This is a genomic window from Alteromonas sp. 07-89-2, assembly GCF_013113925.1.
GTDB classification, from domain to species: domain Bacteria; phylum Pseudomonadota; class Gammaproteobacteria; order Enterobacterales; family Alteromonadaceae; genus Alteromonas; species Alteromonas macleodii.
Genome location: NZ_VTYM01000044.1, coordinates 1 through 14,918, shown reverse-complemented (window position 1 = coordinate 14,918; position 14,918 = coordinate 1). Strand labels below are relative to the sequence as shown.

At 43.3% G+C, this 14,918-nt stretch carries 19 protein-coding genes; 17 read left to right on the top strand and 2 right to left on the bottom strand.

The window, feature by feature from the left end; translation table 11 throughout:
* Window positions 1-77: 77 nt before the first annotated feature.
* Together maoP and F0261_RS18995 are read left to right on the top strand one after the other, a co-directional pair.
* A complete protein-coding gene (gene maoP / locus F0261_RS19000; RefSeq protein ID WP_049587633.1) occupies window positions 78-434 on the top strand; it encodes a DUF413 domain-containing protein in 357 nt (118 codons plus the stop codon).
* Between the two features lie 192 nt (window positions 435-626).
* Window positions 627-1,376 (top strand): PRC-barrel domain-containing protein, encoded by a 750-nt coding sequence (locus F0261_RS18995; RefSeq protein WP_049587631.1) that lies wholly within the window; start codon window positions 627-629, stop codon window positions 1,374-1,376.
* A 96-nt stretch (window positions 1,377-1,472) separates the two neighbouring features.
* Here F0261_RS18995 and F0261_RS18990 read toward each other — a convergent pair whose 3' ends face one another.
* Window positions 1,473-1,784: a helix-turn-helix transcriptional regulator gene (locus tag F0261_RS18990; protein WP_053103822.1), complete on the bottom strand. Its 312-nt coding sequence runs from the start codon at window positions 1,782-1,784 to the stop codon at window positions 1,473-1,475.
* A 184-nt stretch (window positions 1,785-1,968) separates the two neighbouring features.
* Here F0261_RS18990 and F0261_RS18985 point away from each other — a divergent pair, with 184 nt between their 5' ends.
* Complete coding sequence (locus F0261_RS18985; protein WP_049587629.1) at window positions 1,969-2,313, top strand: rhodanese-like domain-containing protein; 345 nt, start codon at window positions 1,969-1,971, stop codon at window positions 2,311-2,313.
* Between the two features lie 62 nt (window positions 2,314-2,375).
* Entirely contained in the window at window positions 2,376-3,299 is a 924-nt protein-coding gene (locus tag F0261_RS18980; RefSeq protein ID WP_049587627.1) for a LysR family transcriptional regulator, read from the top strand.
* A gap of 8 nt (window positions 3,300-3,307) precedes the next feature.
* Here F0261_RS18980 and F0261_RS18975 read toward each other — a convergent pair whose 3' ends face one another.
* Complete coding sequence (locus tag F0261_RS18975; protein WP_171338665.1) at window positions 3,308-3,886, bottom strand: exopolysaccharide biosynthesis protein; 579 nt, start codon at window positions 3,884-3,886, stop codon at window positions 3,308-3,310.
* 569 nt (window positions 3,887-4,455) lie between these two features.
* Between F0261_RS18975 and F0261_RS18970 the strand changes: the two genes are divergently transcribed.
* The 13 genes from F0261_RS18970 (at window position 4,456) to F0261_RS18910 (ending at window position 14,775) form a co-directional block, all read left to right on the top strand.
* Window positions 4,456-5,787, top strand: a complete 1,332-nt coding sequence (locus tag F0261_RS18970) for a sigma 54-interacting transcriptional regulator (RefSeq protein ID WP_171338664.1) — start codon at window positions 4,456-4,458, stop codon at window positions 5,785-5,787.
* A gap of 16 nt (window positions 5,788-5,803) precedes the next feature.
* Window positions 5,804-6,028 carry a hypothetical protein gene (locus F0261_RS18965; protein WP_049587624.1) on the top strand — a complete coding sequence of 75 codons (225 nt, stop codon included), beginning with the start codon at window positions 5,804-5,806 and terminating at the stop codon, window positions 6,026-6,028.
* A gap of 4 nt (window positions 6,029-6,032) precedes the next feature.
* Window positions 6,033-7,547: an ATP-binding protein gene (locus tag F0261_RS18960; RefSeq protein WP_171338663.1), complete on the top strand. Its 1,515-nt coding sequence runs from the start codon at window positions 6,033-6,035 to the stop codon at window positions 7,545-7,547.
* Complete coding sequence (locus F0261_RS18955) at window positions 7,537-7,989, top strand: response regulator (protein WP_049587620.1); 453 nt, start codon at window positions 7,537-7,539, stop codon at window positions 7,987-7,989. Before F0261_RS18960 ends, F0261_RS18955 begins: the two co-directional genes overlap by 11 nt.
* 12 nt (window positions 7,990-8,001) lie before the next feature.
* The gene (locus tag F0261_RS18950; protein WP_171338662.1) at window positions 8,002-10,086 is read left to right on the top strand and encodes a response regulator; all 2,085 of its coding nucleotides are present in this window, start codon (window positions 8,002-8,004) and stop codon (window positions 10,084-10,086) included.
* Between the two features lie 230 nt (window positions 10,087-10,316).
* Complete coding sequence (locus F0261_RS18945) at window positions 10,317-10,646, top strand: hypothetical protein (protein ID WP_049587618.1); 330 nt, start codon at window positions 10,317-10,319, stop codon at window positions 10,644-10,646.
* 4 nt (window positions 10,647-10,650) lie between these two features.
* A complete protein-coding gene (locus F0261_RS18940; protein WP_049587617.1) occupies window positions 10,651-11,190 on the top strand; it encodes a hypothetical protein in 540 nt (179 codons plus the stop codon).
* Window positions 11,191-11,242: 52 nt separating this feature from the next.
* Window positions 11,243-11,500 carry a hypothetical protein gene (locus F0261_RS18935; RefSeq protein WP_014949827.1) on the top strand — a complete coding sequence of 86 codons (258 nt, stop codon included), beginning with the start codon at window positions 11,243-11,245 and terminating at the stop codon, window positions 11,498-11,500.
* 24 nt (window positions 11,501-11,524) lie between these two features.
* Entirely contained in the window at window positions 11,525-12,103 is a 579-nt protein-coding gene (locus F0261_RS18930; protein WP_049587615.1) for a hypothetical protein, read from the top strand.
* A gap of 558 nt (window positions 12,104-12,661) precedes the next feature.
* Window positions 12,662-13,306, top strand: coding sequence for a hypothetical protein (locus F0261_RS18925; RefSeq protein ID WP_014949830.1), 645 nt, complete (start codon window positions 12,662-12,664; stop codon window positions 13,304-13,306).
* A 134-nt stretch (window positions 13,307-13,440) separates the two neighbouring features.
* Window positions 13,441-14,118: a DUF2490 domain-containing protein gene (locus tag F0261_RS18920; RefSeq protein ID WP_253819462.1), complete on the top strand. Its 678-nt coding sequence runs from the start codon at window positions 13,441-13,443 to the stop codon at window positions 14,116-14,118.
* Between the two features lie 247 nt (window positions 14,119-14,365).
* Entirely contained in the window at window positions 14,366-14,542 is a 177-nt protein-coding gene (locus F0261_RS18915; RefSeq protein WP_014949832.1) for a DUF1328 domain-containing protein, read from the top strand.
* Window positions 14,543-14,580: 38 nt separating this feature from the next.
* Complete coding sequence (locus F0261_RS18910; RefSeq protein WP_014949833.1) at window positions 14,581-14,775, top strand: hypothetical protein; 195 nt, start codon at window positions 14,581-14,583, stop codon at window positions 14,773-14,775.
* The last annotated feature ends 143 nt before the right edge of the window (window positions 14,776-14,918 follow it).

The following is a 14,918-nucleotide window of genomic DNA, read 5'->3' as shown; positions in this document are numbered from 1 at the left end:
GAGAAAAATCTTTTGTTTTATCTTCGTTTTTAATTATCTTAAAAGTGCGCTGAACAAAACATTACGTTGGGTACAACATGAAAAGTTTAGCTATTCGACAATCTGCAAAACCTTATATTGACCGTCAGAAGTTTCCATACGGTTTTCGTAAATCAGGTGACTTCAGTATTACTGAAGCCGATCTTCTAACCCACTACGGCAAAACACTGCTAGGACTTGAAAATGGCGAGTTGTCGCCTGAAAGTGATGATGAGAGACATTTCGTCGAATTCGTTACAGGTAAAGTTGAAGCTAGCAATAACCTAGAAAAAGCCTGGGCGAAATACGTCAGATTAGCAAGGGGCAAAAAGCACTTCTACACCCTTCACAGCAGTGCGAGTAACCAGTCAGACTATGATGAAGATTACTCTGATGAAGAATTCGATGTAGCATAATGCTACATCATTACTAAAAAGCTCGCTCCGGCGAGCTTTTTTGTTATTGAACAAATGATCTCAATCAACTTCAGACAAGAACAAAATGAAGAAACATTAAGGACTGTCTACACTTAGTAGTAATACAGAGTGATGTGCAGTGAATTGTGCATTTCATTCTGAAAAACGAGCCCATGCAAAGGAGGCGCAACGATGATCATTAGTTCAAAACAGCTTACTCACTTTTCTATACATGCCCTTGATGACAAAGTGGGCGGCATCCGCGATATCCTTTTCGACGACGAAACCTTCACTGTTCGCTACTTGGTCGCAGATACCAATACTTGGCTACCGCTTAGCCGCAAAGTGGTAATATCACCTATATCTGTCAAACAGCTAGATGAAGATAGTGAGTCTGTTCATATCAATATGACAGTTGATACATTGAAAAACAGCCCCTCTATTGACGAACATAAGCCTGTGTCACGTGAATACGAAGAAAACCTCTTCAAATATTTTGGTTACGGATACTATTGGATTGGTCCAGGAGCATGGGGAGAGTTCGCACATCCAAATGAACTGGTCGAATTACAACGCGCTGAAGAGTCTGAAACTGAAACCCCGAAAAAAAGCACCAACCACCTAAGAGCAGTGGGCGAAGTTGGTGGATATGAAGTAGCTACAACCACAGATAACGTGGGCCACATCAGTAACTTCGTCATTGACACCGAGAGCTGGAAGATAATCATGCTAGTGGTAGATACCAACAACTGGCTTCCGGGTGGTAAACATCTCGCACTTCTACCTAGCGATATTGAAAGTATCGACTGGGCGGCGCACAGCGTAGTAGTGAATTTAAGTCACGACGAATTGGTTGATAGACCTGAAGTGGAAAGTGAAAAAATATCTGAAGAAGGCTATGTGCCTATGCTTTGCGAGCAATTGAACAAAAACGGAAATTAATAACCGAAGAGTGTCATTGATGGTAATTTTTAGTTAGGAATTTTACAATGTCCGTTGTTGAAGGCGGACATTGTAGCTTAGGATGCAAAAAGAAGATTATTCGCAGAAAAATTCGTACATCAAAGCAATTAAGCGCTTGACGCGCTCGTCTGCTAAGCGGTAGTAAATAGTTTGACCTTGCCTTCTTGTGGCCACCATCTTTGATTCTCGCAATAAAGCAAGGTGCTGAGAAATCACTGGCTGCGAGACGCTAACAACTTCGAGAAGTTCGGTTACCGATTTTTCCTCTTTCAGCAACGAACAAAGCACCATAAGGCGTGTTTTATTCGCGAATTGCTTAAGGAAGATCTCGGCTTCCGCAGCGTGTTCCATTATATCATCTGAACCTATTACCATATCCTCGGACATAAGCACTCTCTATCTGTAAAGTATTTCGGCACCAATTTAGCCATTTACTATACTAAAGTATAAGGCATTTTGCCGACCTGCCAATTTATGCGACGAATCGCCGTATTTTACATTGTTTTATTACGCTGACATCAATATATTAGATTTTACTTATTTCAACTAAGTTTAGGCAAAAAGGAAAAATATGCTTATAGACATGAAGACTCGAATAGAAAACATAGACGTGAACTTACGCACTGTATCTGCGGAGCAAGCGGCCAGTGAGTGCCGAATCAATAGCGGTATATTGATTGATGTACGAGAGAGTGCCGAAGTTGCCAATCAGCCCGTACCTTCTGCGCTTCACATACCACGCGGCGTGCTCGAAATGAAGGCACTGGAACAGTTTAAAGATGCTTCAGCGCCACTTTATATTCACTGTGCGTCGGGCGTTCGAGCAAAACTAGCTGCAGAGCAACTTATAAAGATGGGCTATGAGAACGTTTCGGTTGTGACATGCCCTGTACCCACGATAAATCAAGCAAACTAGAAATGACTTCTTAACCACGCGTATGCTATAAGTAGCGTTAATTAAGAGTTTTAAGGCGCTGTATGCTGAAATCTACGTTAGAACAATGGCGAATGTTCAAAGCCGTCGTCGATGCAGGCGGCTTTAATCAAGCTGCTACTGAAGTTCACAAAAGTCAATCGAGCGTTCACCACGCGGTTCAAAAGCTTGAAAACGCCATTGGAGTGTCATTGTTTGAGAATATTGGACGTAAAGTCCAGCTTTCGCCGCAAGGTGAACTTATGTATCGCCGTGCCTCTTTTTTGCTTAGCGAAGCGCACAAGCTCGAGGCCGTTGCCAATAGCCTTAAATCTGGCACAGAAACAACTTTACGCATAGCGGTGGATATTATTTTCCCGTCTGAATTGCTTTATAACGTGCTAGCGAAAGTTTCTGCTGAGTTCCCGCTCCTTCGTATCGAGATAGAAGAAACTGTACTCAGTGGCGCAAATTCACTTTTGAGCAATGGTAAAGTTGATTTAGGCATCTCTCCTTTCGCGTTTTCTAATGGCTTTAGCGAAGACTTGTGCGAAATTGAATTTGCAGCTGTCGCTCACGCCGACCATCCATTGCACCAATTGGATAGAACGCTCACACTGGAAGACTTAAAAGCTTATCGTCAAATTGTGGTAAGGGATTCATCCGCGGAGCGTAAAGCTGATGTGGGCTGGTTAGGTGCAGAGCAGCGCTGGACCGTAAGCCACGTTAGAACGTCATTAGATATTATTACTCAGGGATTGGGTTTTGCGTGGCTGCCTATCGCAATAATTAAAGATGAGCTAGAAGACGGTACACTCGTTCCCCTTCCCCTCGATAATAATGCAGCGTTGCGTAAGGCGCTCCTTTATTTGTCTTTCGAAGACGGCGATACGTTGGGACCAGCTGCCCGTGCTTTTATTGGCGAGCTACGATATCAAACAATGAACCTTCCATCGTCAGATTTTATGCTCGATTCGTGTACTGAGTAGTTAGAGCATCAACTTAGCGCGACTGCAAGGCGTTCAAACCCAAGTATAAAGCCAAATAGCGATAACGAAACACCAACTAACGCCACAGCACCGTCGTCTGTGGACATGCCTATTGCCATAATAAAAACAGCAAAAGCGGGAATAAGCCCCATAAAGGGAATAAGCTCCAGTGGAATCATTACAAATCCGCAACCTGCACAGCACAATGCGATGAGTGATCTGAACACAGGCTGGCGCATGAAAAAACACCGAGGAACTAAAAAGCGGTCTACGCGTACTGCATACGGTTTAACTTTATCGACAATGAAGCGAAGCTGATCGGCGTCACAGTTTAACTGCATCACTTTTTGCGGTAACCAAGGATGCCTACGACCGAGTAAAATTTGCAACGCGATGAGTAAAATCGTCCCACCCGCTAAAGATGGGATCCCAGGGATGGCCCCAATCGGTGTGCAAGCGATAAAAGATGGCAGCGCCAGCATTGGTCCAAAGCCCCTTTTCTCCATCACATCCCAAAACTCAGCAAACTCGAACTTATCTTGTCTTGCTCGCGGCTGCATTTTCCCCAACAACTCGTATAAGGTCATTGATCTTACAGCTTTTTTCCCCACATCTTCAATTCCTTTGATACCACATTACCTGCGAACGTCGCGCTAATCAGACGGGCTTCTCGCCTAATTAATATACATTTCTCGCACCTAGTCGATTTGCCATAGTGAAATTGCAAGTAACTTTAGACAGTTAAGTCGTGCGAAAAATATGCCATCGATTGCATGTGACGGTGTGTTAAAGACAGGAATACTTTTTGCAAATGCCCCTGATAAGTAAAATAAAATCACCTAATAAAACAAAAACAGATATAGACATTCTGTACTTTAGCGCGATGTGTACCGCTGATCGCAAAGAGTTGATAGATTAGAAGGTAGCGCAACCGACTATCTCTGGCATCAAGGTAAGTGTTCAAGATTTCCGGATTGCTTGAAGCGTTTAGATATTTTCCGATGCGCTTACGCTTTATCGATTTAAACCAGCGTATAAATAAACTTTAAATATGTGCTTTAGCATTCAGTTGTTAATAGCGTATGATAAAACTATAACATTGATTCTATTCCATATTTTTTCTGAATAGGAAACGAAAGAAGAGAGGGACATCCACGTGCTTACCGTACTTTTAGTTGATGACGACGCCGAGTTCACAGAAGTAGCTTGTACTATCATCGAATTTCTTGGCCACGAAGTACTTACCGCTGCCACACTCAAAGAAGCCCGCGATTGGTTAGAGAAAGAAACCTTTGACCATGTACTGCTTGATTTCATGCTACCCGATGGAAGCGGCGCGCACTTGTTCAATGAATTAGATGCACTTCCTAAGCGCCCTCGCGTTACTTTGATAACGGGTCACCCTTCTGTGAAAAGCGTGATAAAGGGTCTGTGTGGCCCCACGGTCGACTACCTTGTTAAGCCAATTCAACGGGAGGAAATAGAGGCCGTATTAAGTCAAAAGCCAAAAGAAAAAGCACCTGCACAAGAAAAAATAGAGAAACATTTTGACTTGCTGATTGGTGAATCGCCAATTATGAAAGAGCTCTACAAGCTGATTTCTAGAGTGAGTAAAACCAGCGCTAACGTAATGCTGCTTGGTGAAAGCGGTGTAGGTAAAGAAGTGGTGGCTGCCGCAATTCATCGTGCTTCAGAAAGTGAAGGTCCCTATATTGCAACCAACTGTGGTGCATTCTCAAAAGAACTAATAGGTAGCGAACTTTTCGGTCACGAAAAAGGAGCATTTACCGGCGCTGTAGGACGTAAAGAAGGTGTTTTCGAACAAGCTGAGGGCGGCACGCTCTTTTTGGACGAAATCACAGAAATGTCCATTGATATGCAGCCCAACTTACTCCGCGTTTTAGAAAACAAGGTTGTTATTCGTGTGGGCGGAACGAAGACCATCCCGGTGAGCTGCCGCGTTGTATCTGCCACGAACCGAACAATGGAAGAGATTGCGCAAAGCAAAGTACTGCGCGAAGACATCTACTTCAGACTTGCGGTGTTCCCAATCACCATTCCTCCGCTACGCGAAAGAAAGGAAGATATTCCATTACTAGCAAAAACCTTTATTGCAGAATTCAATAAAGATAATGGCTCGCAATTTAAGTGGGAAGATAGTCAACTCGATACGTTACAAGCCTACGACTGGCCCGGTAACGTGCGTGAACTAAGACACTTTGTGCATCGCGCTGCCATTATGAGCGACCCTGAAAAGAGTGAGATTGAATTACCAAAAACCATTGAGTCACCCTTCGCTCAAAAACAGAGCACGACACCGGCACTTCAAGCTGGTAGAACCATTGAAGACGTGGAAAAAGAGCTAATTTATGCCACGTTGGAAAAAGTGAATGGCAATAAGACCACCGCAGCAGAAATGCTGGGAATTAGTACAAAAACGCTTTACAACCGTCTTCATGCATATGGTGACTTAAGTAAAGACGACTAAGTAAGAGGTATTGGGCATGACTAGCGAAGAACTTTCTCGACTAAATGTTTATGTGCATGATGCACGCAAACCATTAAACAGAATATCAATGCAAGCTGAGCTAGTAAAAATGGCATTAAACGGTGACGTTCCACCTGAAAAGGCATTGGTTGCGTTGGATAAAATAATAAGCAGTGCTAAAGACTGCAGCCATACTCTTGCTGAAATGACATCAGAGTTAAGTGGCAATGTTTCGGATTAAGTAAATGATTACTAAAGTATTGTCTTCACTATACAGTTGGATAATTTTAGTTGTTCTGGTCATTATTGTAATAACTGCTAATTCATTTTACGTAGTCAATACATTGAATGACCTTTCTGCTCTGGAAGCGCGGCTGTTCACTACGAACCGTGTTATCAATGCAGTTAACCGCCTTCACGTTGCTGTACTTCGCGTGGAGTCTGGTCAGCGCGGCTATATGCTAACTGGCGATGAAGAATATCTTACCGACTACACCGAAACGTTAAGCGTAATCGGCGAATTAATGGATGAGGTAGAAGTAAGCTCCTTCTCTTCAGATATTAACGACCAGTCCATCCGCATCGAAGAACTTTTGTCTTTAACCAAAGCAAAAATCAATGAAGTCATTGAAGTAGTTGAGCTGTATAAAGAAGGGAAAGAGCAACAAGCTGTCATTTTAGTGAATAGTGATAAGGGTATAAAACTCTACAAACAGTTTGAAACCTTATTTAGAGAAATCGACGGTTCAGAACGGGATATGCAAGGCACGCATTTGGCCAACTTAATGAGCCTAAGAAGGGACTCCGTTAATACGCTGATCATTTCCTCTGCAACGACTCTGCTACTGATTATTACGGTATTTTTATTGCTCAAAATAAATTCCCGTGAGCATGAGAAATACCAAGCTGATCTAGAGTCTGTTAACGAAGATCTAGAATCTCGGATAGCAGATAGAACGCAAGAGTTAAGTGTTTATTCAGACGAATTAGCACGAAGTAATAGAGAGTTGGAAGATTTTGCCTTTGTGGCGTCACACGATCTGCAAGAACCATTAAGAAAAATTCGGGCATTTGGTAACCGCTTAGAATCGGGTTACAACGATGTGATAGACGAACGTGGCAAAGATTATCTTGCGCGCATGCTCAATGCAGCAGAGCGGATGTCCATGCTTATTTCAGATCTTCTCGCCTTTTCTCGCGTTTCCACACGAGGTAAAGAGTTTGACGACGTTAATCTAGGCACCGTAGTGGATAGCATCATGGGCGATTTGGAAATCGCTATCGATGAAAAGTCTGCGCAAATAAATGTTAGCGATTTGCCGACTATTCGCGGTGACAAATCGCAATTAGAGCAGCTGTTTTTAAACTTAGTGTCTAACGCACTGAAATTTCAGAGCGAGGGAGTGAGACCTGAAGTAACGATATCTGCAAGAGACGCGACGGAAGAAGAAACGAAAGACATTCTGCTTGCTGAAGAATACGACTGGACAAAAATAACCGTATCAGACAACGGTATAGGGTTCGAACAATCATTTGCTGAAAAAATATTTGCCCCTTTCCAACGCCTTCACGGTAGAAGTGAATACAAAGGTACGGGTATTGGGCTTGCCGTTTGTCGTCGTATTGTAGAACGGCACAACGGTCAAATAACCGCAGTTAGTTCTCCCGGAAAAGGGGCAACGTTCTCGATAATAATACCCAAAAATAGTGAACCGTTTGGTTCTAACAACAATAATGGAGAAACACACAATGACGCGTAAACAAACTCAGCCTATCAATATTCTTATGGCGGACGATGACGAAGACGACCGCTTACTTACGGTTGACGCGCTCAATGAAAGCCGCGTTCTAAACAATCTGTTTTGTGTTGAAGATGGCGTTGAATTATTAGAGTTTCTTCGTCATGAAGGTAAATACACAGATCCTGCATCGGCACCGCGACCTAGTCTTATTTTACTAGATTTAAACATGCCAAGAAAAGACGGTAGAGAGGCGCTGCAAGAACTGAAAAACGACCCCAAGCTTCGCAGTATCCCAGTGGTAATTCTCACAACCTCTAAAGAGGAGGAAGATATGCTACGCGGTTATGATCTAGGTTGCGCATCTTACATTACAAAACCAGTGAACTTTGAAGGATTGGTTGAACTAATGCGCGCGCTCGGACGTTACTGGATAGAGTTCGTAGAATTACCACACGAGTAAAAGAGGTACTAGATGTCAGAGGTAATAAAAATTTTATTGGTAGAGGATGATGAAGATGATTACTTCTTAACCTCTGACTATCTAGCACAGTGCGAGTCACCTACGTTTGAGTTGACGTGGGTGACGAATAGCTTAGACGCAGTGGAAGCATTAAAGACAAAAAGTTTCGACCTGTGTTTGTTAGATTACTTACTGGGTGCAGAGAACGCGATTGATGTATTGGGTGTTTTAAAATCTAACCAGTTCAATTTACCCGTGGTGATACTTACCGGACAATCGGATGCTACGGTGGATGAAATGGTCATGCGAGCAGGTGCCGCAGACTATTTGCAAAAATCGGAAATTGAATCACCGCGGTTTATGCGCACGATTAGATACGCCATGGTTCGTCGTGACATCGAGAACGAGCGAATTGAGCGGAACAAAGTAGAGCAAAAGAACAAGGCCAAAGATAAGTTCCTTGCGCATTTAGGGCATGAGCTGCGCACCCCCCTCACCTCTATTCTTGGCTACACCGAACTGCTTATAGACGATGCGAGAAACAGCCCTTTTCAACAAGAGTTATCTATTATCCACTCTAATGGCAAGCACCTGTTAAGCCTACTCAATGATTTGCTAGACATGTCGCGGATAATGGCAGAGAAACTTGAACTCAACATTAAGGAAGTGAACTTAAGCGCGTTTTTGACGGACATTCACTCATTAATGCGTTTGAATGCCAAAGACAAAGGACTAAGCCTTAACGTTGTTTCAAAAACAAAAATACCAGAGTTTATACACACAGATCCTACCCGCCTGCGTCAGGTATTGTTGAACCTTATTTCGAATGCCGTGAAATTTACCGACAAGGGCAGTATCACGCTTACCATCTCTCTCGACGAGCCGTCTGAAAACGATTCGAGTCAAACACTGCTGCGATTTTCTGTAGATGATACAGGTATCGGCATGCCGCCTGATAAGCTCATCAATATTTTTCAGCCTTTCGAACAAATAGAAGATGTAATGCGCGCCAATCATGGCGGAGCAGGACTTGGACTTGCCATTTGCAAAGAGCTTGTCACTAAACTGGGCGGCGACATTGATGTTAAGTCTCGTTTAGGAGAAGGCAGCACATTTACATTTGATATAAACCCTGGCGATGTTTCTGAACAGCCTCGTATAGATCTTGAATTAGGCCAAATTCAACCTGTCGAGTCTAGTAGCATCAATTTAAACGTGACTGGACGCGTATTAATTGTTGATGACTTGCGAGAAATTCGACGTCTAACCGGCCACCTTGTGAGTCAATCTCAAGCTGACATTAGCTACGCTGAAAATGGCGTAAAAGCACTGGAAGCCGTGTTGCAGGCGGATGAACACAACCAGCCCTTCGACCTCGTTTTAATGGATATTCATATGCCAGTGATGAATGGCATAGAAGCCCTACATGCGATTAGACGACATGGGCAGGATATCCCAGTGATAGCCGTCACAGCAGCAAGCCGCAAAGGCTTAAGAGAATCGTTAATTCGCGAAGGGTTTAACGACGTAATTGGAAAACCGATTGACCGGTTTGCACTGGCTAACTTGCTTTCGCAATACCTCCCGCCAGGTAATCACGTAACATTTACCAACGTGGAGGCACAAGTTGCAGACATGCCAATAGACAAGCCGCACGCTCCAGAGGACGAAACCGCTTATCGAGGACTTGCAGATAATGGGCAAGCAGAGCAGAAAATCCAGTCTACTGATTCAAAAGGTAATTCAGATCAGCCTGCCAATAAGCATATACTTGTGATTGAAGACGATGAGGATGCGGCGGAGCTACTACAATTGTTTCTTTCCCACTTAGGTCATACGGTCACTACTCAGTACAGCGGTGCTGAAGCATTACAGGCTGCAGAAAATCAACGTTTCGATCACATTCTTATGGATCTTACCCTTCCCGATTATAACGGTTACGACTTAGCGAGTGAGCTCAAGAAAAAGCTACCAGATGCCATCCTTACTATTGTAAGCGGCCACGAAGCGGACTCCGAAACGATGACAACTATAGGGATCAACAGTGCACTGCTCAAACCTGTCACTAAAGACGATTTAGCCTCGGTAGTGGGCTGAAAAGTTAATTATTTCGCTGCCAACCTGTACCGAATGTCGGAGGTTGAGCAGCGCATCATCAAGAGCAAGAAAATATTACAGACGTAAGACACAACAGTGTGTGAGACTTGCACATAAGCACCTCACGCAACAATAGTAAAATAAAAATAAATCATATAAAACAGTAAGATAATAATTTGGTATATCAGTTGCAGCTACCTATATGAACCTAAAATATTAAGGAGAGTATTATGGCTACACAAGCTTCAGTTAAATCGCAAACAGCTAAACATAACGATACAAACAGCGTGGCTGAGCCGAGTCACCCAGTAACGGATCAACTGAAAGATTCTCTTCATGCGTCAGTAGACAAGTTAGCAGACAGTGCAGGCATTGCGGAGGAAAACATTCGTCGCACTGCTACATCGTCTGCAGAGAACATGTCAGCGAGAAAGCGTCTGGCGCAGCAGAAATGGCAGGCGTCAAACGTACGTAAATATGCCATTGAAAACCCAGTAGCGACAGCGGGTATCGCATTCGCAGCAGGAATGTTAGTGACGTCACTTTTACGTAAGAAGTAATTCGATGACTGTACCTGATTTTCGAAGAGCAAAGTACAATTTGTGCACAGAAAATCCTTTTCGCCTGACGCCGCCCGCGGCGCAGGCGAATCTTAATGTTAAAAGCAACGGTGACAATGCTAACGCTGCATCAGCAGCCTCTGAACACTCTACGCAACACAAGTCGACGCAACAGAATTACCCCGACCCATCGTTTTCGGATATCTTCTCGGCATTCTCTGAAGCATTTACCCAGCGAAAAGCGCAGGGTTTAGCGTTTTTAGAGCTCACTAACAGTGAATTGATGCTCATTAAAAAGAGTTTCTTTGTTACAGTCTTTGCATGCTTAGCGGCATTTGCGGTGGGCACTGTATGTTGGCTCATTTTAAACATCGCTATTGGCGCTATACTTCATAGTGTGGGCGTTAGCTATGTGGTAGTTCCACTCCTGTTGTTGGTGTTTAACAGTGTTGCGGCCTTTTGTTTATTTAAACTTGCACAAAATTCATTTAATTACTTGAGCTTTAGCAGACTCATTCAAACGTGGCGACGGGTTTTCGGATAGTGAACACACTTACCATTGCGTAATAAATCACGGCCAATAATGAGGAAAAGCGATGAACATTTTTTTAAAATCGAATATGAAAGATATAGCACAGAAAGAGCATGCTTATTTTTCGCAAAAACATCATGCAGATGTTGCACTTACACAAGCAAAGAGGCAATGTAAACTGATGATGGGAAAGCCTGAAACATTGCTTGGCATCGCAACCCTTGGCGCATACAAGGGTGCGGTAGATGCAAAACCCAAAGCAAAACGCAATCAAGCCCTAATGGCAATAAGTAGGACTGCGCTATTGTCGTTATTTCAATGATCACAGTATTAAGGAATATGTGAGATGAACAACAAAAAAAATATGAAGAAAAGTCGTTTGACGCTTGCCTGTGTTGGTGTGGCGTTTAGCCTTGCAATAGTAGGTTGTTCATCGACCCCTGTAGCAGCCCCTACCCCTTATAAGTCAGCGAGTTCCAAAGCTGCCTATGGCTATTCGAGCGAAAAAATTTCTGAGAACGAATACAAGGTTCTTTTTAAGGCAACAGACAAAACTCCTGCTGATAAAGTACAGCAATATGCCCTTTACAGAGCAGCGGAAATTGCTCAAAAGCAAGGCTTTACCTATTTAGCTATTGTTAAAACCAACGTGGATAAAAAGCCAGTTGTTGCGCGAGAAGTTATGGCGAACAAGGAAGAGCCCGTGGCATTTCAAACAGACAGGCAGTGCACTATGTCAGGCTGCGATGAAGTGGCACAGCCTATGGCCGTCCCAAGCTCAAGCGACGTTGTGAAAACTCAAATTAACGACATCTACTTTACTATTGATGTAATGATGGCGAATGATAAAACGCGTCTAGGTAAAAATGCTTTTACTGTCTTAGAGGTACTATCAGAGCCTCTGGAGCCAAAAAATGGCAACTAGCTGAGCGTTTTGCCGCTCACTAATGCTCTGAAACATCAGTTTTAATAGAAATGCTTTTCAGGCCCTAGTTGCAGTTATTGAAAAGCATCGCTCAAACACATAAGCAAAACCGTAATATGGTTCAAAGCCAACAACCTGTGCAATAGTCTTTATTACTTTTCTGTTGTGGCTAGCAGTCCACAGGCTAACTGCATTCTTCACTTTTCTACAAACTTGGGCGGTGTCATATTCGTTTCTTCTTGAAAAAGTCGATGACACTGCTGCTATCACAGCCCTTTTCTCTAATTTAAAGCCTCTAATCTATAGCCTCTAGTCTATAGACTCTAATTTATAGCTGTTATCCATTCTTCTGAAGTGCTTCTTGCATTTTTAATGACCCGTTAATCTTCTATTAATGTTGTACAAAAGTCTCCGTCATCATAGCTCGCTATCATTAAACCCATAAACTGCAGAGCAGATTTATAAACCTCTAACAACAACGTTGTAGCGGTACTGCTCTAAGCAATTGAATCAGGTAATAGCACATATTTATTTTGCAAATGACTAAGGAGTCAGGCGATGAGAAAGCTAAGCACGTTAATGACAAAAACTACTCTTGTAGCAGCTACAGTAATGTTGGTGACAGGTTGCAGTGCAGTGGCAAAACCGCAGATGGAGCATTCAGCTAGTTCGAATGTTCCGGCGTTAAAAGCTAAAGCACTCGACAACGCATTACTTTATTCCGACGAATGTATTACTGAGCGAGAAGTGGTAACGGCACAAAAGATGTGGGGCGACGGCATAGTGCGAATTGGTGCAGTATTTAGCAATGATGGTGATTACTCTGGCGAAGCCGCAGATTTCATCCAAGCTATGTATGGTTACGATTTAAGCAGCGTACTGTTTAAACCAACGCTTGCAGCTAACGACCAGTTCCGTTCAAGCTTCGATGCTGCGCTTTCATACTTTGTTGGCGGTAATGACGCTTACGAAGAGGACAAAGGCTTTGCTATAAAGCCATACACAAATGTGAAATTCGATAATGTGGGTATTATCAACAACAGCTGTCGCATGGCCGTGGCGATGGGCAACTACTTCTTTACTGATACAAAAGGTGGCGAAACGAAGGTGGAATACACGTTTGCCTATGTCAAAGATAGTGACGGCGACCTGCGTATTGTTGCTCACCAATCTTCGTTACCTTACAACCCAAACGGTAACTAGATAGGCCATTGCCCCTCCATTCTTAGGAAGTGTGAGGGGCGAAACACTCTCCCTTTGCAGGCAAGGCGTCCCTTCCCTTTCGCTTTGCCTCTTTTTTATTTTCAACGAGAAAAACTATGTGCGCAAAACGAATTATGACGCGTTGCGTCTTACTACTTGCGATGGCGATGACAGCCGGCGTTAAGTCACACGCCGAGTCAGATTTTCAATCTTGGAATGCCCTCGCACTCACTGGAAATGCCGATGATAAAGGTAAATGGCAATTTTGGTTTGACGGTCATTTACGCTTTAAAGACGACGCATCTCGGCTAGGCGTTTCTATCGTTCGTCCCGGTGTCGGCTACCAACTATCAAGCGATACGACCTTGTGGCTGGGTGTTGCAAGAGTAACGATAGACTCAGACAGCGGTTCAATTGAAGAAGACAGGGTGTGGCAGCAAGCCACGTATTCATTAAGCAAATTTATGGGCGGTACCATTTCAGGTAGAAGTCGTTTGGAGCAGCGATTCAGGAGCGATGAAGGCGATGATACAGGCTATAGGTTTAGACAATTTATACGGTGGTCGAAACCTTTAAATGAGCAATGGTCAATAGTCGTGTGGGACGAGGTATTTTGGGCTTTGAACGACACAGACTGGGGCCAAAATAGCGGGTTTGATCAAAATAGACTTTACGTGGGACCGGCCTATCACCTCAACAAGAAATGGCGCGTCGAGATGGGATACTTACATAATCATATTGCGTCGCCAGGCGCCAATTCAGACGCCATAACAAACCACAACCTTGCTCTCACATTCTTCGGAAGCTGGTAAGAATCAAAAAATAACTCCAGCCAAAGGCCCTTAACACACAAAGAGTAAAGTTGGGTGACTAGGGCCTTACTCAATCATGTAAAAAATGCATTCGTACGTGTAATCGTGACGTTAATTGCCTGCAGATACGGCCTGACAACCAGAGAAAAATTAAATTATATCAATATATTTCAATAACTTAAAAAAACAGGCACAAAGATAGCATTAGTTAAAGTGAAAGTAACGGAAGCAATACGAGGATTTAGTTATGTTAGGTTGGGCAATCACATTTTTTATCATCGCCATTATTGCAGCAGTTTTTGGTTTTGGAGGCATCGCAGGTGCAGCAACAGGTATCGCACAGTTTCTTTTCTTTGTGTTTATCGCGTTGCTCGTAATCTCACTTATCGCAAATGCGTTACGTGGTAGAGCACCAAGAGCCTAAGAGTTAGAAGTATTTTAATAGGAAAAAGGAGTAAGGATATGTTTTCATTTAAAAACTTATCAAAGGTACTAGTAGCATCAGCATTTGCACTATCACTAGCAGCTTGCGGTGACGGTGAAGCGGAAGACGCAGGCGAAGAGCTAGACGAAATTGTTACCGATGCAGGTAATGCCGTTGAAGACGCTTGTGAAGATGTGAAAGAAGGCGTAGACGCTGAAGATAAAGACTGTTAATCACGTTTTTATCAAAAAAGGGCCAGACAATTGTCTGGCCCTCAGATTGATGATAAACCCCTCTTTTTTCGGAGGGGGTTATTTTTTCTAGCAGCCGAAGGCTGCGATCGCGATATTTTTTAATAAGGCGTTTTTGTTTTAGT

Excerpts from the sequence above, each read along its gene's own strand:
- maoP (WP_049587633.1), top strand. The coding sequence starts at position 78 with ATGAAAAGTTTAGCTATTCGACAATCTGCAAAACCTTATATTGACCGT.
- F0261_RS18995 (WP_049587631.1), top strand. The coding sequence starts at position 627 with ATGATCATTAGTTCAAAACAGCTTACTCACTTTTCTATACATGCCCTT.
- F0261_RS18990 (WP_053103822.1), bottom strand. The coding sequence starts at position 1,784 with ATGTCCGAGGATATGGTAATAGGTTCAGATGATATAATGGAACACGCT.
- F0261_RS18985 (WP_049587629.1), top strand. The coding sequence starts at position 1,969 with ATGCTTATAGACATGAAGACTCGAATAGAAAACATAGACGTGAACTTA.
- F0261_RS18980 (WP_049587627.1), top strand. The coding sequence starts at position 2,376 with ATGCTGAAATCTACGTTAGAACAATGGCGAATGTTCAAAGCCGTCGTC.
- F0261_RS18975 (WP_171338665.1), bottom strand. The coding sequence starts at position 3,886 with ATGACCTTATACGAGTTGTTGGGGAAAATGCAGCCGCGAGCAAGACAA.
- F0261_RS18965 (WP_049587624.1), top strand. The coding sequence starts at position 5,804 with ATGACTAGCGAAGAACTTTCTCGACTAAATGTTTATGTGCATGATGCA.
- F0261_RS18960 (WP_171338663.1), top strand. The coding sequence starts at position 6,033 with ATGATTACTAAAGTATTGTCTTCACTATACAGTTGGATAATTTTAGTT.
- F0261_RS18955 (WP_049587620.1), top strand. The coding sequence starts at position 7,537 with ATGACGCGTAAACAAACTCAGCCTATCAATATTCTTATGGCGGACGAT.
- F0261_RS18950 (WP_171338662.1), top strand. The coding sequence starts at position 8,002 with ATGTCAGAGGTAATAAAAATTTTATTGGTAGAGGATGATGAAGATGAT.
- F0261_RS18945 (WP_049587618.1), top strand. The coding sequence starts at position 10,317 with ATGGCTACACAAGCTTCAGTTAAATCGCAAACAGCTAAACATAACGAT.
- F0261_RS18940 (WP_049587617.1), top strand. The coding sequence starts at position 10,651 with ATGACTGTACCTGATTTTCGAAGAGCAAAGTACAATTTGTGCACAGAA.
- F0261_RS18935 (WP_014949827.1), top strand. The coding sequence starts at position 11,243 with ATGAACATTTTTTTAAAATCGAATATGAAAGATATAGCACAGAAAGAG.
- F0261_RS18930 (WP_049587615.1), top strand. The coding sequence starts at position 11,525 with ATGAACAACAAAAAAAATATGAAGAAAAGTCGTTTGACGCTTGCCTGT.
- F0261_RS18925 (WP_014949830.1), top strand. The coding sequence starts at position 12,662 with ATGAGAAAGCTAAGCACGTTAATGACAAAAACTACTCTTGTAGCAGCT.
- F0261_RS18920 (WP_253819462.1), top strand. The coding sequence starts at position 13,441 with ATGACGCGTTGCGTCTTACTACTTGCGATGGCGATGACAGCCGGCGTT.
- F0261_RS18915 (WP_014949832.1), top strand. The coding sequence starts at position 14,366 with ATGTTAGGTTGGGCAATCACATTTTTTATCATCGCCATTATTGCAGCA.
- F0261_RS18910 (WP_014949833.1), top strand. The coding sequence starts at position 14,581 with ATGTTTTCATTTAAAAACTTATCAAAGGTACTAGTAGCATCAGCATTT.